Here is a 17,576-nt window from a genome sequence, read left to right as displayed (position 1 = left end):
ATCGTCACGGCCGGGCCATCGAGAGGCCGGGAGCCGTCATGCGCCGCACCAATCTCCTTCGCACCACCGTGTCCGCCGCCGTCGTCGGCGCGGTCGTCTTCGGCTTCGCCGGGGTCGCCGCCGCCCAGGAAGGGCCGACGCAAACGGTCGACGACATCATCGTCACCGCCCAGAAGCGCGAACAGAACCTGCAGGACGTGCCGATCGTGGTCACGTCGCTGTCGTCCGAGACGCTGGACAACGCCGGCGTGCGCGACATCAAGGATCTGCAGATCCTGACCCCCGGCCTGATCGTCACCTCGACCACCAATGAATCGGTGACCACCGCCCGGATCCGCGGCGTCGGCACCGTGGCCGACAACCCGGGCATCGAAAGCTCGGTCGGCGTGGTCATCGACGGCGTCTATCGTTCGCGCAACGGCGTCGGCTTCGGCGATCTGGGCGAAATGAGCCGCATCGAAGTGCTGAAGGGCCCGCAAGGCACCCTGTTCGGCAAGAACACCTCGGCCGGCGTCATCAACGTCATCACCGAAGCGCCGTCGTTCACCCCGGGCTTCGAGGGCGAACTGGGCTGGGGCAACTACGGTTCGTGGGGCCTGGCCGGTTCGATCACCGGTCCGCTGACCGACACCCTGGCCATGCGCCTGTACGCCGCCCACCGCGAGCGTGAGGGCTTCTACAACGTCAACGTCGGCGCTGGTCCCCGCACCGAACGTGACGACCAGAACCAGAATTTCTCGACCGTCCGCGGTCAACTGCTATGGCTGCCCAACGACGCCACCTCGTTCCGCCTGATCGCCGACTATTCGCGGCGTGACGAATGGTGCTGCGTCGCCGTTCCGGTGGTGCTGGGCCCGACGGCCGCCATCATCGACGCCCTGACCGGCGGGACCGGCGTCGCCGGACCGCCCTATGGCCCGCAGCCCTTCAGCCGCGAAGCCCGCGCCAACCGCAGCACCAGCCAGAAGATCGAGGATCGCGGCATCTCGCTGGAGATCAACCACGACCTGGAAGCCTTCGGCGGCGCCACCCTGACCTCGATCACCGCCGCGCGTGAATGGTCCACCGTCAATGGCGGCGACGTCGACTTCACCGGCGCGGACCTGTTCTATCGCCTGCCGGACGGCAGCTTCGACTTCCAGCTGGAGCAGTTCAGCCAGGAAGTCCGCCTGGCCGGTTCGACCGACCGTCTGGATTGGCTGGTCGGCGCCATGTACAGCGCCGAAGACCTGTCGCGGAACGACGCCTTCCTCTTCGGGGCGGCCTGGAACGGCTATCTGTCGACCCTGGGTGCGTCCCAGGCCGGCTTCCCCGGCGCCGCCTCGACCTTCCTGCGCTGCCTGACCGCGCCGTTCCCGGCCAACGTCGGCTGCGCCACCACCGGCTTCGGCGCTCCGGCCGTGGCGGGTCCGCTCTATGCCGCCGGCGACGGTTACCTGGACCAGTATTCGCAGGACTCGAACTCGTTCGCCGTCTTCACCAACAACAGCTTCCGTCTGACCGAGCAGCTGGAGCTGACGGTCGGCCTGCGCTACACGCGTGAAGAGAAGACCCTGCTGACCATGCAGGACAACATCGGCAACAACGGCCTGCCCTGCGCGGCCGGTCGCGCCAACCCGGTCATGGCGCCCGGCCAGCCGCTGAACGCCCTGCTGGGCGGCGGTCTGTGCATCAACCAGACCAACCCCGACTTCGACGGCCGCACCTATACGCAGGAGTTCGAGGACGACGACATCTCGGGCCGCGTCTCGCTGCAGTATCGCTTCAACCCCAGCCTGATGGTCTATGGTTCGGCGGCGCGCGGCTTCAAGTCGGGCGGCTTCAACCTGGAGCGGTCGTCCGAACCGCGTGCGGCCAACAACTCCAGCCCGCGTCCGGTCGACGACACCTCGTTCGCCTCGGAAACGGTCGACAGCTACGAGCTGGGCTTCAAGAGCACCCTGCTGGATCGCACCCTGCTGCTGAACGTCACCGCCTATCAGCAGAATTTCCAGAACTTCCAGCTGAACACCTTCGCCGGCATCGCCTTCATCGTCGAAAGCATTCCTGAGCTGGACACCCGCGGCGTCGACATGGACTTCATGTGGTTCACGCCGGTTGAAGGTCTGTCGCTGCAAGGCGGCTTCACCTACACGGACAGCACCTACGGCGAGTTCACCGCCGCCGATCTGCAGGTTCCGTCGCGCTTCCCGGCGCTCAGCCTGCTGCCGGGCAACACGGTGTCGTTCGCCCCGGAGATCACCACCACCCTGGGCATCAATTTCGACCGGTCGATTGGCGAGGGCATGCGCGCGGGCTTCAGCCTGTCGGGCAAATACACTTCGGAATACAACACCGGTTCGGACCTGCTGCCGGCCAAGATGCAGGACGCCTTCACCCTGCTGAACGGTCGCATCTCGATCGGCAGCGAAGATGATCGCTGGACCGTCGAGCTGTGGGGCCAGAACCTGACGGACGAGGAATACTATCAGGTGGTGTTCAACGGCCCGCTGCAAGGCACGCCGTTCGGCTCGACCCTGCAGACCTCGGGCCCGTACGCCGGGACCTACTACAACCCGGCTGCGGACACGACGACCTACAACGCCTTCCTGGGTCAGCCGCGCACCTTCGGCGTGACCATGCGTCTGAAGTACTGATCACCCCCTCATACGGGGGCTGAAGAGACCGGCCGGGGTTCGCCCCGGCCGGTTTTCTTTGGCGCGATCCCATCGCCTGCGGGGCGTCCGGCGCCGCGCGTGCTCGCGCGACCTGGACGGCCTCTGTTCAGGGCGCCAGTCACAGGCTGCGATCACAGGATTCGGCGACGTCGCCCCATCGTCATCGGGCGGGCGGCGCCATACGGCGAACCTTCTCTGTCGCCTGAAGGGCGGCGGGTGCGGTCAGTCGTAGCTTCCTGCTCCGCCAACGGTTCGCCCCCTGAAGAAAAGAAAAGGCCCCGGCGCGAACCGGGGCCTTCTTCTGCGTGGGTTTCGACGCCAGTCGCCCCAACGGTGCGGGACGGGCGCCCTATTCGGCCGTTTGTTCTCCGGCGTCGTGGGCGTGGCGGAATTTGCGGTCCAGGATGCGTTCCAGCCGCACCTTCACCCCGTCGATCAGGCTGAACACCACCGGCACGAACAGCAGCGACAGGGCGGTCGAGGTGATCAGCCCCCCGATCACGGCGATGGCCATCGGGCTGCGGAACTCGGTGCCCGGCATGAAGGACATGGCGATCGGCAACATGCCCAGACCCATGGCCAGGGTGGTCATGATGATCGGCCGCGCCCGCTTGTGCGCGGCGTCCACCAGGGCGTCATGCCGGTTCATGCCGTTGCGCAGCGCCATGATGGCGTAGTCGACCAGCAGGATGGAGTTCTTGGCCGCGATGCCCGTCAGCATGATGATGCCGATGAAAGCCGGCATCGACAGCGACTTGCCGGTGATCAGCAGGGCGAAGAAGGCCCCGCCGAACGACACCGGCAGCGCCGCCAGAATGGTGATCGGGTGGAAGAAGCTGCCGAACAGCAGCACCAGCACCACGTACATTAACAGGATGCCCGTCACGATGGCGAAGGCGAAGCCCTGGCCCAGCTCGGCGTTGCTTTCGGCGTCGCCGGTCAGTTGCTGCTCCACGCCGTCGGGCAGGTCCTTCATGATCGGCAGGGCGTTGACCGCGGCGGTGGCGTCGCTGAGGGCCACGCCGGCCAGCTCGCCGGTGATGGTGGCCACGCGGCGCCGGTCCAGACGGTCGATCTGGTTCGGGCCGGCGCCGAAGCCGATGTCGGCCACCGCCGACAGGGGCACCAGGGCGCCCGAGGCGGTCGGCACCTTCAGCGTCTCCAGCACGCCCAGATCCTGGCGGGCGTCTTCACGCAGCATGACCCGGATCGGCACCTGGCGGTCGCCCAGGTTGAATTTGGGCAGCAGCTGATCGGCGTCGCCGATGGTGGCCACGCGCGCCACCTGGCTGATGTCGGCCGAGCTGACGCCCATCAGGGCCGCGACATCGGCCTTGGGCGTGATCAGGATCTCGGGCCGCACCAGGGATGAGGTGGACTGCACATTGTTCAGGCCCGGGATGGCGCGCATTTCGCGCTCCAGCTGGGCCGAGGCGTGTTGCAGGGCCTCCGGCTCGTCGCTGACCAGGGCGATGTTCAGCAGGCCCGAGCCGCCGCCCGAGGCGTCCCCGAACTGGATGCGGGCGCCCGGTTCACGCGACAGCTCGCGACCCACGTCGCGCTCGAACGCCTGCTGGCCCAGGCGGCGGTCGCCCTTGGGAACCAGATTGACGGTCAGATTGGCCGTGCGCACCTCGCCGGCGCTGGAGCCGCCGCCGGGGCCGAAGCTGACCGAGGCCGAACCGACCGAAGAATAGACCGACTTCACCTCGGGCCGCGCCAGAAGCACGCGGTTGATCCGCTGGACCGTCTCGTCCGTCTCCTGCAGCGTCGCGCCGGGCGGCAGCTGGACCTTCAGGCTGGAGCGGGAAATGTCCTCGGCCGGGATGAACTCGCCCGGCAGCATGGCGGCCAGGCCCAGCGAGCCGACGAAGAACAGCGTGCCGAAGCCCACCACCCAGATGCGGTGGTCGAACAGGCGGAAATACAGATGGCGCCGCACCCAGCCGCCGCGCCGTTCGGCCCGGTCACGCTTCAGATCGGCCGAAGCGGAATCGCCAAGGCACCAGTCCAGCCACCCCAGATAGGTCTTCATCCAGCGCGGATCGCCGTGCTCCTTGCCCTGGTCGCGCTTCAGCATATAGGCGCCCATCAGCGGCGTTAGGGTGCGCGCGACCAAGAGCGAGAACAGCACGCTGACGCAGGTGGCGATGGCGAAGCTGGAGAAGAACTGCCCCACGATGCCGGGCATGAAGCCGGTGGGGGCGAACACCGCCACCAGGGTCGCGGTGGTGGCCATGACCGCCAGACCGATCTCGTCGGCGGCCTCCATGGCGGCCGGATAGGGCGCCTTGCCGTCGCGGATGTGCCGGACGATGTTCTCGATCTCGACGATGGCGTCGTCGACCAGGATGCCGATGGTCAGCGACAGCGCCAGCAGGGTCACCACGTTCAGCGACTGACCTGTCAGGTCCATGATCCAGAAGGTAGGGATCAGCGACAGCGGCATGGCCACCGCCGCGATGAAGGTGGCCCGCCAGTCGCGCAGGAAGACGAACACCACCGCCACGGCCAGCAGGGCGCCCAGCAGAAGGGCTTCGACCGAGGCGTGGAAATTGTTGACCACGTCGACCGTGGTGTTGGCGACTTCCTCGATGGTCACGTCGTCGCGTTCGGCGTCCAGGGCCTGAACCGCCTTTTCGACGGCGTGATAGACATCGACTTCCGACGAGCCGATGGCGCGGGCCACGGCGAAACCGACCACTTCCTGGCCGTCATAGCGGGCGCGGCCGCGCGGCTCGGACCATTCGTCGGTCACCTCGCCCAGGTCGCCCAGGCGCACCGAGCGGGCGCCGACGGGGATCAGGGTCTCGCGCAGTTGATCGACCGACTGGGCCGAACCGACGGTGCGGATGGCCTGTTCCTCGCCGCCGATCTGACCGCGACCGCCGGGCAGGTTGATGTTCTGGGCCCGCAGCTGGTTCGACACGGCGGCGGCGGTGACGCCGAAGGATTCCAGCTTGGCGGGGTCCAGCTTGATGCGGACCTCGCGGCTGACGCCGCCGTCGCGGCTGACCTGGCCTACGCCCTTCACCGACAGCAGGCGTTTGGCGACCGTATTGTCGATGAACCAGCTCAGTTCCTCCGGGCTCATGCCCGGCGCGCTGACGACATAGTTGGCGAAGGGGATGGAGGTGAACTCGATCCGCTGGACGATGGGCTCCAGCACGTCGGCCGGCAGGTCCTGGCGGATGCGGCTGACGGCGTTGCGCACGTCGTTGGTGGCCTTCTCCAGGTCCACGCCCAGCTGGAACTCGACCAGGGTGGTCGAGGCGCCTTCGTTGACGGTGGAGGTGATGTGCCGCACCTGGCCCAGGCCGGCGACGGAATCCTCGACCAGACGGGTGACCTGGGTCTCCAGCTCGGTCGGGGCGGCCCCCGCCTGAATCACGGTGACCGCCACGATGGGCAGATCCACGTCGGGGAAGTTGTTGGTGCGCAGGTTGAAGTAGCTGCCGATCCCCGCGATCGTCAGCACGATGAACATCAGGACGACCGGGATCGGGTTCTTGATCGCCCAGCGTGAGATATTGTTGTGGTTCATGGCCGCGCCCTATTTGGCGGCCGGGGCGGGCGCCGTCGCCGGGGCGCCGGGGCGGCTGATGCTGACCAGATCGCCGTCGCCCAGGAAGCCCGCGCCGCGCACCACCACCTGCTGACCGGCCTCCAGGCCCTGAGTGACCGCGACATTGTCGCCGCTGCGGGCGCCGGTCTGAACCGGGGTGAAGCGCACCGCGCCGTTCTGGCCGATCACATAGGCGCCGGCCTTGCCTTCGCGGAAGACGATGGCGGCCGACGGCACGGTCAGGGCCGGCTGGTCGCCAACGGCGATGGTGGCCCTGGCGAACATGCCCGAGCGCAGGCCGCTGGACGGCGACAACGAGATGCGCGCCACGCCCAGGCGGGTCTGGGGATCGACCTCGGGCGTCACGATGCGGACGCTGCCGGTGGTGGTTCCGGCCTGGTCCGAGGCGACGGCGGCCGTCTGGCCGGCGCGCACCAGCGGCAGCTCGGCCTCGGGCACCTGGGCGTCCAGCTCCAGACGGCCCTCGCGGACCATGCGGAACAGTTCGGCGCCCGGCTGGACGATCTGGCCGCGTGTCACGCTGCGGCTGATGATGCGGCCTGAAACCGGCGCGCGCAGATTGGTCTGGTCCAGGCGCGTGGCCGTCTCGGCGCGGGCGGCGCGGGCCGACGCCAGCTGGGCCTCGGCCGAGCGCTGCTCGGCGATGGCCATGTCCAACGACGCCTGGGACAGGAAGCCGCGTTCCTTAAGCTCGCGGGCGCGGGCCAGGTCGGCGTCTTCGCGCGCGGCGTTGGCCTCGGCGGCGGTGACGCTGGCGTCCTGTTGGCGCAGCTGGGCGCGCAGCAGGGCGTCGTTCAGCTTGACCAGGATCTGGCCCTGCCGGACGTAGGCGCCTTCGTCGACATGGACCGCCACGGCCTGAAGCCCGCCGGTCTCGGCGGCCACCGGCACCTCTTCCCAGGCCGAGACGCTGCCCGAGGCGGTGACCGTGCGCGGCAGATTGACCAGGGCCACGGTCGCGGCCGTCACCGACTGGCGAGACGGCGCCGTGGCCTTTTCATCCTTCTTGTCGCCGCCGCCGCAGGCGGCCAGGGCCAACAGGCCCGCCATCATCAGGCCCGTGCGGGCCGTCCGGGTCGCAATCGCCACGTTCTGTCATCCCCTGGAGAACCGCCAGCGGGGAGGAGACCGCGACGGGGGCGGCCCCACGCGGGCGCCCGAAATATCACTGTCGCCCTTTAGCCTGTTCTTGGACCGTTCTCAAACGGTCCTGGGCGGTTGTGCGCGAGATAATGACGGGGTTGTCGCGTGCAAGTCGCAGGGCCGCCGCATTGGCGAATTCTTCGTGACATGCTAGGCGCCGCCCATGCCTACGCCTCCGATCGAACGTATCCGCAATTTCAGCGTCGTGGCCCATATCGACCACGGCAAGTCCACCCTGTCCGACCGGCTGATCCAGGTCACCGGCGGCCTGAGTGCGCGCGAAATGAGCGCCCAGGTCCTGGACAATATGGACATCGAGAAAGAGCGCGGCATCACCATCAAGGCCCAGACCGTGCGCCTGAACTATCGCGCGCGCGACGGACTGGATTACGTCCTGAACCTGATGGACACGCCGGGGCACGTGGACTTCGCCTATGAGGTGTCGCGGTCGCTGGCGGCGTGCGAAGGCTCGCTGCTGGTGGTGGATGCGTCCCAGGGCGTCGAGGCCCAGACCCTGGCCAATGTCTATCAGGCCATCGACAACAACCACGAGATCGTGCCGGTCCTGAACAAGATCGACCTGCCCGCCGCCGAGCCGGAACGGGTCAAGGCCCAGATCGAGGAGGTCATCGGCCTGGACGCCTCCGACGCCGTGGAATGCAGCGCCAAGTCCGGCATCGGCATCGAGGATGTGCTGGAGGCCATCGTCACCCGGCTGCCGGCGCCCAAGGGGGATGTGGATGCGCCGCTGAAGGCCATGCTGGTCGACGCCTGGTACGACCCGTATCTGGGCGTGGTGCTGCTGGTGCGAGTGTTCGACGGGACGCTGCGGGCCGGCCAGCGGGTCAAATTCATGCAGAACGGTTCGACCCACCTGGTCGACCGGGTCGGCGTCTTCCTGCCCAAGAACACCCCGGTCGAGAGCCTGGGGCCGGGCGAGGTCGGCTTCATCACCGCCCAGATCAAGGAGGTCGCCCACGCCGCCGTCGGCGACACCATCACCGACGAGAAGAAGCCGACCGCCGAGCCTCTGAAGGGCTTCAAGGAGGTCCAGTCGGTGGTCTTCTGCGGCCTGTTTCCGGTGGACGCGGCCGATTTCGAAGACCTGCGCGCCGCCATCGCCCGGCTGCGGCTGAACGACGCCAGCTTCACCTATGAGATGGAAAGCTCGGCCGCCCTGGGCTTCGGCTTCCGCTGCGGCTTCCTGGGGCTGCTGCACCTGGAGATCATCCAGGAGCGTCTCAGCCGCGAGTTCAATCTGGACCTGATCGCGACGGCGCCCTCAGTGGTCTATAAGCTGGAACTGCGCGACGGCAGCCACATCGACCTGCACAACCCGGCCGATCTGCCGGACGTGATGCAGATCATCGAGATCAGCGAACCCTGGATCAAGGCCACCATCCTGACGCCGGAGGAATATCTGGGCGGGGTCATCAAGCTGTGCCAGGACCGCCGGGGCGAGCAGAAGGAGCTGACCTGGGTCGGGACGCGCGCCATGGTCGTCTATGACCTGCCGCTGAACGAGGTGGTGTTCGACTTCTACGACCGGCTGAAGTCGATCTCGAAGGGCTACGCCAGCTTCGACTATGAACTGGCCGATTATCGCGCCGGCGATCTGGTCAAGATGAACATCCTGGTCAACGCCGAGCCGGTGGACGCCCTGTCGATGCTTGTGCACCGCAGCCGCGCCGAGACGCGCGGGCGCGGCATGGTCGAGAAGATGAAGGAGCTGATCCCGCCGCACCTGTTCCAGATCCCGATCCAGGCGGCGATCGGCGGCAAGATCATCGCCCGCGAGACGGTGCGCGCCCTGCGCAAGGACGTGACGTCCAAATGCTATGGCGGCGACGCCACCCGCAAGAAGAAGCTGCTGGAGAAGCAGAAGGAAGGCAAGAAGCGGATGCGGCAGTTCGGCAAGGTCGAAATCCCGCAGGAAGCCTTCATCGCCGCCCTCAAGATGGACGAGGACTGATCCGGCCTATCCGGCGGCGCCCCGCTACCCCGCCCCCGTCAGGTCGCGCCAGCGCCAGGCGGCCCGGCCCACGGCGATGCGCGGCCCGTCGGGCAGGGCGATGACGGCTAGGCCCCGCATCGGCTGGTCCTTGCAGGCGGCGGGCGCGAAGGCGACCTCGACCGCCACCGCCTGACGCAGGCCCGCCAGGCCCTTGCCCGCCTCGCCCCGGCTCTGAAGCCAGTCGCCGTCCCAGACCAGCAGGGCGCGGCCCTGGGCCGACAGGGCGTCATGGGCCATCCGCACGGCGGCCCGCACCTCGACATCGTCGGCCAGGGCGTCCTGAAGCCGTCGCACCATGTCGCAGCGGCCGCCGCCCGCGCCGGACCCCTGACCGCCCCCGCCCGTTCCACCACCCCCGCCCGGCGGACCGGCCACGGCCGCGCCTGCCGTCTGATCGGCGCCCAGCAGGCTGATGCCCGGCGGTTCGGGCGTGGGTTCGGCGGCGGGCAGGGGCGCTGACATCGGCGGCGTGCGCAGTGGGCGCAATCGCAACGGCGGCGGGCGGGTCGGTTGCGGCGTCGCCGTCTGTGCGGTCACCGGACCGGGCGCGGGGCCCGGATCGGTCGCCGCCGCGGGCGGGGCGGGCGGCGGCGTCGGGCGCGGCGGCTCCAGAGTGACCAGCACCGGATCGGGCAGGGCGGGCGGCGGTGCGAAATCGGCCCTCAGGCTCATCACCGGCCCCAGGATGGCGGCATGGGCCAGGATGCTGAGCGCCGCAGCCCCCCAGCGGCGGCCGGCCTGCCGGCTTTGCGTCTTGGAAACCCGGGCGATCGGAGACATGCGGCCTGGCGACGGCGCCCGCATCGGCGGGCCGGACCCGGCGATCCTGCCCATCGGTCCGCGTCAGCATCGTGGCCGCGACACGGTCAAGCTGCCGTCATCGCGCCTTCTGCGGGTCATGACATGGCCGCGAGCGGGCCGTGAGGTGCGCGGGCGCGACGCACGGGAGTGGCGCCCCGGCCCCGAAAAGAGACACGACCTTGACCCGATCCCTTCCCCGTTCGGTCCTGCTGACCGGTTCCGTCCTGATCCTGGGCCTGGCGGCCAGCGGCTGCGCCAGCCATCGCTTCGTGCGCGACAATGTCGCCGTGGTGGACGCTCGCGTCGATCAGACCGACGCCAATGTGACCCAGGTCGCCGGCACGGCGGGCGAGGCGCTGACCCGCGCCAACGCCGCGCACAAGCTGGCCGAAGGCAAATTCCTGTTCGAGATGGTGCTGTCGGATGACTCGGTGAAATTCCCGACCAACGCCGACCAGCTATCGCCCGAGGCGGAACAGCGCCTGGCCGAACTGGCCCAGCGGCTGAAGGCCGAGAACCGCAACGTCTATCTGGAGATTCAAGGCCACACCGACGCGCGCGGCGACGAACGCTACAACCGCCAGCTGGGCGAACAGCGCGCCGAGGCCGTGCGCCGCAGCCTGAGCCAGCAGGGCATCGCCCTGAACCGCATGGCCACCATCTCCTATGGCGAGGCAGCGCCGGTGGCCCCGAACGACACCGCCGACGGCCGGGCCCAGAACCGGCGCGTGGCCATCATCGTCCTGAGCTGACGATGCGGACCGGCGGCCGCGCTGCGGGGCGCGCGGCCGCCGGGTTCGATCATTTCAGGAAGTCGTCCACCGCCTCGGCGAACGCGGCGGGCTGGTCCATCATGATGAAGTGGCGGCTGCCGTCGATGCGGATCAGGCGAACGCCCGGCAGGTCCGCATATTGCGACGACCACATGGCGTCGGCCATGGCCGCCGGGGCGCCGCCGTTGGCGTCCGAGGCGTAAAGCGCCGTCACCGGCGTCGAAATCCCTGCCAGCAGGGGCCGCATGTCGGTGGTCATGACGTCGCTCATGGCCGCCGCCAGAGCATGGCGGTCGGTGGCCAGCGACCATTGCACGATGCGTTCGCGGTCGGTCTCGTCGCGGGCCATGCCGTTGGCCGTCATCCGCTGGCCGGCCAGGAAGTCCTGTTCCGACGATCCCAGCACGATGGCGCTCATCCGTTCGGCGGCGGGGCGCACCGTCTCGACCGTGGCGGTCGGTCCCATCAGGGCGCCGAAGAAGGGCAGGCTGTCGACGCTCATCAGCCGATCGACGCGATCGGGGTGCTGCTGGGCCAGCATCAGGCCGGTCAGGGCGCCCATGGAATGGCCGATCACGGCGGGGCGGCCGTCCGTATGCTGGGCCACATAGCGGGCCAGCTCGTCGATCATCGGCTGCAGGAAGGCGCCGTCGCCGTGGACCCACGGCTCGCCCGCGAACCCGGCCAGCTGCACCAGATGCACCCGGTGCGTGGCTTTCAGCCGCTCGGCCTCGGCCTGCCACACCTCGCGCGACGAGGCCATGCCGGGGATCAGGATGACGTCCGGCCCCTGTCCCACCACCTGAACCGACAGCCGGTCCGAGACGAAGGAGGCGGGCGCCTGGGCGGTGGCCGGTTCGGCGTGCACGGCCGACGCTGCGGACCCGACCCCCAGGGCGACGGCCGAGGCCAGGAACAGGGCGCGCAGGGTCAGGCGGCTCGTGGAAGAGACGATGTGAAGCATGGGTTTTCTCGCGTAAGGTTATCCTGACGTACGGTCAGGCGTGGGGGTTCTGGAAGATGTCTTCGACCGGGCAGGCGAACAGGGCGGCGATGCGATAGGCCAAGTCCAGCGACGGGTCGTGTTTCTCGGTCTCCAGGGCGATGACGGCCTGGCGGGATACGCCCAGACGGTCGCCCAGCTCCTGCTGGGTCCAGCCGTGTTCGGCCCGCAGCACCTTCAGGCGGTTTTTCATCAGCGGCTGGTCCGAATGAAGGGGGTGACCAGGCCGAACATGGCCCAGAACAGTGGATAGATCAGCCAGGCTGGAATGTGCGGCGCATCGCCATAGGTCTCCATGAAGCCCCAGGCGGTGGCCAGGGCCATGGCCAGGCCCGAGGCGACGATGAACCGTTTGGCCGTGACCGCGCGCACGAACTCGTCACTGTCGTTCATCAGGGCCAGGGTGGCCCACAACTGACCCGCTACGGGGGCGGCGACGACCAGGCCCAGAGCCAGGCCGCCCGCGCGACCGATGTCGTCGAAGGCGCCGAAGATGGCCGCCACGTTCACGGCCGTATAGCCGGCCATGAAGGCGAAGGTTCGGAACAGATATTGCTTGTGGGCGCGGGTTCCGCGGGTGTTGGCCATGTCCATGTCGCTCTCCTTGTGTAAGGACAACCTGACACCGACTTTATGTCGTGTCAACCTGACAAAATGTAATTGCAGCCTGACATGGCTGCGGACTTTGCCTGGATGAGGCGGGCCGCCTATTCTGAGGCCATGCCCGCCGCGCCCCGCATCGCCGCCGCCAGCCTGTTCAGCCCTGAGGACTGGGCGCCGTTCCAGCAGCGGTCGGCCTGGATCGGGCCGCTGCTGGTGCTGCATTGCTGGGCGGCCATCGTCGCGGCGGTGGTGGTGGGGGTGGTCTGGCCCTGGCTGATCCCCCTGTCGATCATGATCATCGGCACGCGCCAGCTGGGCCTGGCCATACTGATGCACGAGGCGGCGCATGGGGGCCTGTCGCCCAATCCGCGGCTGAACGACTTTCTCGGCCACTGGCTGTGCGCCGTGCCGGTGGGGGCCAGCCTGCGCGCCTATCGCCCCTATCACCTGTCGCATCACAAATATGCCCAGCAGCCGGAAGACCCGGACCTGCCGCTGTCGACGCCGTTTCCGGTGACGCGGGCCTCGCTGCGGCGCAAGCTGGTGCGCGACCTGACGGGCCAGACCTTCTTCAAGCAGAGGGTGCTGTTCGCGCTGAAGGCCTTCCGCGACGCGCGCGACGAAGACCTGGCCGAGGGCGCCGTCGTCACGGGCAAATCGGTGGCGCCCTTCCTGCTGGTCAATGCCGGGCTTCTGGCCGTCTGCATCGTGGCGGGGGCCTGGTGGGCGTGGTTGGTGCTGTGGCTGCTGCCGATGGCGACCTGGTTCCCGATGGTGACGCGCCTGCGCAACATCGCCGAGCACGCCTGTGTCGAAGGCTCCAGCCATGACGCCTTCCGCGCCGCCCGCACCACGCGGGCCAACTGGCTGGCGCGGGCCTTGATCGCCCCCTACTGGGTCAATTTCCACGCCGAGCATCACCTGTTCATGCACGTCCCCTGCTGGCGCCTGCCCGACCTGCACTACGCCCTGCACGCCCGGCCCGAGGGCGCGCGGATGGAGGTGGCGGACGGTTACGCCCAGGTTCTGAAGAGGGCGACATCTCGCGCATGACCATCCTCGATCCGGCGGCCTTCATCGTCGCCAACACCCGGCTTCAGCCCGTGCCGCATGCGCCGGAGATTTCGCTGTGGCTGGCGGACGAGGTCACGCCGATCTGGCGGCTGACGGAGGAGGAACTGGGCCAGATGGGCCTGCCGCCGCCGTTCTGGGCCTTCGCCTGGGCGGGGGGGCAGGCGCTGGCGCGCTGGCTGCTGGATCATCCGCACGCGGTCGCGGGTCGCTCGGTGCTGGATTTCGCCGCCGGGTCCGGCCTGGTCGGCATCGCGGCCATGAAGGCGGGGGCGGAGCGGGTGCTGTGCGCCGACATCGACCCCTTCTGCGGGGCGGCCGTCGGGCTGAACGCGGCGGCCAACAGCGTTGTGGCCGACTTCACTGACCGGAACCTGCTGGACGCGCCACCCCCGGCGGTGGACGTGATCTGCGCCGGCGACGTCTGTTACGAACGGCCGATGGCCGACCGGGTGTTGGACTGGCTGCATCAGGCCAAGGCGGCCGGAACGCGGGTGCTGATCGGCGATCCGGGGCGCACCTATTTCCCGCGCGAAGGCCTGACCTTCCTGGCCGAGTACCGCGTGCCGACGACGCGGGAGCTGGAGGACCAGGAGATCAAGCGTTCGGCGGTCTGGGCGCTTTAGGCGGTCGGTCGCGGGGCGTCGGCGGCGGCCTGCGCCTGGCCGCGATGGCGGCCTTCGGCGAATTCCTCGATCATCTTGGCGTTGAAGGCCGGGATGTCGTCGGGGCAGCGGCTGGTGACCAGGCCTTCGTCCACCACCACCTCTTCGTCGACCACAGTGGCCCCGGCGTTCCGGAGGTCGGTGCGGATGGTCTTGAACGCCGTCAGGGTGCGGCCTTCCGCCACTCCGGCGTCGATCAGAACCCAGGGCGCATGACAGATGGCGGCCACCGGCTTGCCCTGATCGAAGAAGGCGCGGACGAATTTAAGCGCATCGTCATCGCCCCTGAGCGCATCGGGATTGGCCACCCCGCCGGGCAGCAGCAGGCCGTGATAGGAGCCGGCGTCCACATCCGCCACGGCCTTGTCGACCGGCACGGTGTCGCCCGGCGTCAGATGGTTGAAGCCCTGGATCGGCTGGGTCTTCAGCGAGACGATCTGAACCGTGGCCCCGGCGTCTTTCAGCGCCTTGACCGGGTCGGTCAGTTCGATCAGCTCGACGCCGTCCGTCGCCAGGACGGCGATGGTCTTTCCGGACAGGGACTGGCCCATGGGGGTTCTCCTTTGCGGGTGGGAAGGTCCGCAAGGAAACCCGTGAAGTCGGTCCGGGTTGCCCCGAACCGTCAGCCGCGCGGGGCCGGGGCGTCGCCGGTCTTGACCGGGGCGCCGGCGAACTCGTCCGCATAGGCCGGGGCCAACAGGGCGCGCAGGGCGCTCTGCGGCACCACCACCTCATACGGCCCCTCGACATAGGGGCCCAGCTGATAGGCGCCGATCAGGAAGGTCAGACCGCCCGCCTTGCCCGCCACCGTGCCGGGGGTCAGGACGAAGGGCGTCTCCAGCGCCTTGGGGCACGACCACATTGTCCCGCGCGCCGGATCCAGCGACACCGGCTCGGCGTCGGGCACGCGCTGGCGCTTGGCGGCGTTGGCGGCGGCGCACAGGGCCTGGTCCAGCGCCCGCATGTCCACGCCCTTGCGGAACAGGTCGGCGACCGTGATCTGGCGCTTCATCGCCTTGTCCCACAGCACCCCGGCGAACAGGGTGTTGCCGTGCGCCCCCCCGGTGAAGTCGTAGTCCTGGCGTTTCAGGCTGAACAGCTTGCCGGTCTCGGCGCCGGGCTGGATCTCGATGATCTTCTCATAGGGGGGCATGCCCGCGTCGCCGCCGGCCTCGGTGCGGTCGGCCTGGGCGCCCTCGACGAACTGGCGCAGGTCGCGCACCGCCCCGGCGTAAAGGGCCGCATGCAGGTCCGGCTGGGTCTTCAGCGCCGGGGGCAGGGTCAGCTTAACCGAGGCGAAGGCGTTCTTGCTCTCATAGGCCAGGGGCGCGCCGGCGTCGGCCGTGGTTGCCGGGGCCGCGGCGGACGGAGCGGCCGGATCGGCGGCCTTTTCCCGATCACGATTGCAGGCGGCCAGCGTCAGGGCGGCGACCGAGGCGACAAGAACAAGGCGCAGGGCGGACATGAAGGGAGGCTCCGAGAGGGCGTTCGTTACACTAACGCGCCAAGGGTGATGGCGACCAGCAGAACCAGTCCGGCCTCGCGATTGGACTTGAACAACCGCAGGGCCAGGGCCGGATCGTCGGCCCTCAGGGACCGGATCTGCCAGGCCAGATGGGCGGCGTAGGCGATCAGCACGCCGAAATAGCCCGCCCCCAGGTTCGCCGACCAGCCGGCCACGGCCGCGAAGATCACGGCCAGGCCATAGAACACCCCGACCCCGAGCCGCACCCGGCCGCCCAGGCGCCGGGCCGAGGACTTCACCCCGACCATGGCGTCGTCCTCTATGTCCTGAAGCGCATAGATCGTGTCGTAGCCCAGGGTCCAGAACACCCCGCCCAGCCACAGCCACAGCCCGGCCCAGATCAGGGGGGTATAGGCGCCCAGGATTGGATACAGCCCCGCCGTGGTCACGAAACCGCCCGCCGCCGCATAGCCCATCAGAGCGCCCCAGTTGAAGGTCAGGCCCAGCCAGGCCTGGGGCCACCAGGTGATCCGCTTCATGAAGGGATAGGCCGCCACCAGCCCCAGCGACGCGACGCCCAAGAGGATGGCGGTCAGATTCAGAGTCAGCAGGATCAGCAGCGCCGCCAGGCTGCACCCGACGATGAAGGCCCATGCGGCCTTCACGCTGATCCGGCCCGAGGCCACCGGCCGGGCGGCCGTGCGCGCCACCTGGCGGTCGATGTCGCGATCCACGATGTCGTTGAACGCACAACCCGCCGCCCGCATCAGACAGGCCCCCAGGGCGAAGCCGATGAACAGCCAGATCTCATAGGCGCCGGGCGTCTTGCGATAATGCGCCAGGGCCAGGGCGACCCCCTGCCATCCCGGCAGCAGCAGCAGCCAGACGCCGATCGGCCGGTCGAACCGGCCCAGCTTCAGCCAGGGCTTCAGTCCCTCGGGCGCATGGCGATCGACCCAGTTGCGGCCCGCATCCGGCAGGGGCGCGTCGGGCAGGGGCGCATCAGGCAGGGAGGCGTCGCTCATTTCGCCAGCCGGCCCTCGGATGCGTCGGCGGGAAAGACGATCTCCGGGTCGGGCCGTTCGCACTCCAGCCCCGGCCGGTCCAGCCGCCGCAGGATGTGGCGGATGATGTTCAGCCGGGCCTTTTTCTTCTTGTCGGTGGCGATGACGGTCCACGGCCCGTGCGGCGTGTGGGTCTGGGCCAGCATTCTATCGCGGGCGTCCGAATAGGCGGCCCAGCGTTTCTGGGCCTCGGCGTCCAGGGCCGAGACCTTGAAATGTTTCAGGGGGTCTGCGACCCGCGCGGCCATCCGTTCGGCCTGCTCGTCCTTGGTGATGTCCAGCCACAGCTTGATCAGGATGATCCCGTCGTTGGTCAGCATCCGCTCGAACCGGGGCGCGTCATGCAGGAACTGCTCATGCTGGGCCGGGGTGCAGAAGCCCATCACCGGCTCGACCCCGCCGCGATTGTACCAGGACCGGTTCAGGAACACGATCTCGCCCGCCGCCGGCAGGTGCGGGACATACCGCTGGAAATACCACTGGCTGGTCTCGCGCTCGGTCGGCTTGGGCAGGGCCACCACGCGCGTCTGGCGCGGGGCCATATATTCGACGATGCGCTTGATCGCCCCGTCCTTGCCGGCGGTGTCGCGCCCCTCGAACAGGACCAGCACCCGCAGGCCCTTCTCGATGGCCCACCCCTGCGTCTCGACCAACTGGATCTGCAGCCGCTCCAGCGCCGCTTCGTAATCGTCTGACTTGCTCATGGCCCCATGTTGCCGCGCCGCCGGTTG

Annotated in this window: 15 protein-coding genes; 5 read left to right on the top strand and 10 right to left on the bottom strand. The window is 68.8% G+C overall.

Going from position 1 to position 17,576, the window contains the following annotated elements; all coding sequences use genetic code 11:
• Positions 1-38 precede the first annotated feature (38 nt).
• The gene (locus Q0581_RS12340; RefSeq protein ID WP_298700689.1) at positions 39-2,636 is read left to right on the top strand and encodes a TonB-dependent receptor; all 2,598 of its coding nucleotides are present in this window, start codon (positions 39-41) and stop codon (positions 2,634-2,636) included.
• Positions 2,637-3,006: 370 nt separating this feature from the next.
• Here Q0581_RS12340 and Q0581_RS12335 read toward each other — a convergent pair whose 3' ends face one another.
• A complete protein-coding gene (locus tag Q0581_RS12335; RefSeq protein ID WP_298700687.1) occupies positions 3,007-6,201 on the bottom strand; it encodes an efflux RND transporter permease subunit in 3,195 nt (1,064 codons plus the stop codon).
• A gap of 9 nt (positions 6,202-6,210) precedes the next feature.
• Positions 6,211-7,332, bottom strand: coding sequence for an efflux RND transporter periplasmic adaptor subunit (locus Q0581_RS12330; protein ID WP_298700685.1), 1,122 nt, complete (start codon positions 7,330-7,332; stop codon positions 6,211-6,213).
• A gap of 217 nt (positions 7,333-7,549) precedes the next feature.
• Between Q0581_RS12330 and lepA the strand changes: the two genes are divergently transcribed.
• On the top strand, positions 7,550-9,358 hold the full coding sequence (gene lepA, locus Q0581_RS12325; protein ID WP_298700684.1) for a translation elongation factor 4: 1,809 nt from the start codon (positions 7,550-7,552) through the stop codon (positions 9,356-9,358).
• A 24-nt stretch (positions 9,359-9,382) separates the two neighbouring features.
• On the opposite strand, the gene Q0581_RS12320 is transcribed toward lepA, so the two are convergent.
• Positions 9,383-10,180 (bottom strand): hypothetical protein, encoded by a 798-nt coding sequence (locus tag Q0581_RS12320; protein ID WP_298700682.1) that lies wholly within the window; start codon positions 10,178-10,180, stop codon positions 9,383-9,385.
• Positions 10,181-10,380: 200 nt separating this feature from the next.
• Here Q0581_RS12320 and Q0581_RS12315 point away from each other — a divergent pair, with 200 nt between their 5' ends.
• A complete protein-coding gene (locus Q0581_RS12315) occupies positions 10,381-10,953 on the top strand; it encodes an OmpA family protein (protein ID WP_298700680.1) in 573 nt (190 codons plus the stop codon).
• Positions 10,954-11,002: 49 nt separating this feature from the next.
• On the opposite strand, the gene Q0581_RS12310 is transcribed toward Q0581_RS12315, so the two are convergent.
• Genes Q0581_RS12310 through Q0581_RS12300 form a run of 3 tightly spaced genes read right to left on the bottom strand, consistent with a single transcriptional unit; the run spans position 11,003 to position 12,571 of the window.
• Positions 11,003-11,938 carry an alpha/beta hydrolase gene (locus tag Q0581_RS12310; protein ID WP_298700678.1) on the bottom strand — a complete coding sequence of 312 codons (936 nt, stop codon included), beginning with the start codon at positions 11,936-11,938 and terminating at the stop codon, positions 11,003-11,005.
• A 34-nt stretch (positions 11,939-11,972) separates the two neighbouring features.
• Complete coding sequence (locus tag Q0581_RS12305) at positions 11,973-12,170, bottom strand: helix-turn-helix transcriptional regulator (protein WP_298700676.1); 198 nt, start codon at positions 12,168-12,170, stop codon at positions 11,973-11,975.
• Positions 12,170-12,571, bottom strand: coding sequence for a hypothetical protein (locus tag Q0581_RS12300; RefSeq protein ID WP_298700674.1), 402 nt, complete (start codon positions 12,569-12,571; stop codon positions 12,170-12,172). The genes Q0581_RS12305 and Q0581_RS12300 overlap by 1 nt, the downstream gene beginning before the upstream one ends.
• A gap of 78 nt (positions 12,572-12,649) precedes the next feature.
• Here Q0581_RS12300 and Q0581_RS12295 point away from each other — a divergent pair, with 78 nt between their 5' ends.
• Together Q0581_RS12295 and Q0581_RS12290 are read left to right on the top strand one after the other, a co-directional pair.
• Positions 12,650-13,633, top strand: a complete 984-nt coding sequence (locus Q0581_RS12295) for a fatty acid desaturase (RefSeq protein WP_324523760.1) — start codon at positions 12,650-12,652, stop codon at positions 13,631-13,633.
• A complete protein-coding gene (locus tag Q0581_RS12290) occupies positions 13,630-14,277 on the top strand; it encodes a methyltransferase (protein WP_298700673.1) in 648 nt (215 codons plus the stop codon). The genes Q0581_RS12295 and Q0581_RS12290 overlap by 4 nt, the downstream gene beginning before the upstream one ends.
• Here Q0581_RS12290 and Q0581_RS12285 read toward each other — a convergent pair.
• The 4 genes from Q0581_RS12285 to ppk2 all read right to left on the bottom strand — a co-directional run bounded on the left by Q0581_RS12285 (position 14,274) and on the right by ppk2 (position 17,549).
• On the bottom strand, positions 14,274-14,867 hold the full coding sequence (locus Q0581_RS12285; RefSeq protein ID WP_298700672.1) for a type 1 glutamine amidotransferase domain-containing protein: 594 nt from the start codon (positions 14,865-14,867) through the stop codon (positions 14,274-14,276). The two genes, Q0581_RS12290 and Q0581_RS12285, sit on opposite strands and share 4 nt — an antisense overlap.
• A gap of 71 nt (positions 14,868-14,938) precedes the next feature.
• Positions 14,939-15,781, bottom strand: a complete 843-nt coding sequence (locus Q0581_RS12280; protein WP_298700671.1) for a DUF3298 and DUF4163 domain-containing protein — start codon at positions 15,779-15,781, stop codon at positions 14,939-14,941.
• A 26-nt stretch (positions 15,782-15,807) separates the two neighbouring features.
• Complete coding sequence (ubiA, locus tag Q0581_RS12275) at positions 15,808-16,806, bottom strand: 4-hydroxybenzoate octaprenyltransferase (protein WP_298700670.1); 999 nt, start codon at positions 16,804-16,806, stop codon at positions 15,808-15,810.
• Complete coding sequence (ppk2, locus tag Q0581_RS12270; protein WP_298700668.1) at positions 16,803-17,549, bottom strand: polyphosphate kinase 2; 747 nt, start codon at positions 17,547-17,549, stop codon at positions 16,803-16,805. The genes ubiA and ppk2 overlap by 4 nt, the downstream gene beginning before the upstream one ends.
• Positions 17,550-17,576: the final 27 nt, after the last annotated feature.

The sequence above is a fragment of the uncultured Brevundimonas sp. genome, assembly GCF_937863155.1.
In the GTDB taxonomy this organism is placed as follows: Bacteria; Pseudomonadota; Alphaproteobacteria; order Caulobacterales; family Caulobacteraceae; genus Brevundimonas.
Note: the sequence above shows the minus strand (reverse complement) of the source record. Positions and strands in the feature narration are given on the sequence as shown.

Bases quoted from the DNA above. Each gene is read 5' to 3' on its own strand.
- Q0581_RS12340 (WP_298700689.1), top strand. From the start codon at position 39: ATGCGCCGCACCAATCTCCTTCGCACCACCGTGTCCGCCGCCGTCGTC.
- Q0581_RS12335 (WP_298700687.1), bottom strand. From the start codon at position 6,201: ATGAACCACAACAATATCTCACGCTGGGCGATCAAGAACCCGATCCCG.
- lepA (WP_298700684.1), top strand. From the start codon at position 7,550: ATGCCTACGCCTCCGATCGAACGTATCCGCAATTTCAGCGTCGTGGCC.
- Q0581_RS12320 (WP_298700682.1), bottom strand. From the start codon at position 10,180: ATGTCTCCGATCGCCCGGGTTTCCAAGACGCAAAGCCGGCAGGCCGGC.
- Q0581_RS12310 (WP_298700678.1), bottom strand. From the start codon at position 11,938: ATGCTTCACATCGTCTCTTCCACGAGCCGCCTGACCCTGCGCGCCCTG.
- Q0581_RS12305 (WP_298700676.1), bottom strand. From the start codon at position 12,170: ATGAAAAACCGCCTGAAGGTGCTGCGGGCCGAACACGGCTGGACCCAG.
- Q0581_RS12300 (WP_298700674.1), bottom strand. From the start codon at position 12,571: ATGGACATGGCCAACACCCGCGGAACCCGCGCCCACAAGCAATATCTG.
- Q0581_RS12295 (WP_324523760.1), top strand. From the start codon at position 12,650: ATGGCTGCGGACTTTGCCTGGATGAGGCGGGCCGCCTATTCTGAGGCC.
- Q0581_RS12290 (WP_298700673.1), top strand. From the start codon at position 13,630: ATGACCATCCTCGATCCGGCGGCCTTCATCGTCGCCAACACCCGGCTT.
- Q0581_RS12285 (WP_298700672.1), bottom strand. From the start codon at position 14,867: ATGGGCCAGTCCCTGTCCGGAAAGACCATCGCCGTCCTGGCGACGGAC.
- Q0581_RS12280 (WP_298700671.1), bottom strand. From the start codon at position 15,781: ATGTCCGCCCTGCGCCTTGTTCTTGTCGCCTCGGTCGCCGCCCTGACG.
- ubiA (WP_298700670.1), bottom strand. From the start codon at position 16,806: ATGAGCGACGCCTCCCTGCCTGATGCGCCCCTGCCCGACGCGCCCCTG.
- ppk2 (WP_298700668.1), bottom strand. From the start codon at position 17,549: ATGAGCAAGTCAGACGATTACGAAGCGGCGCTGGAGCGGCTGCAGATC.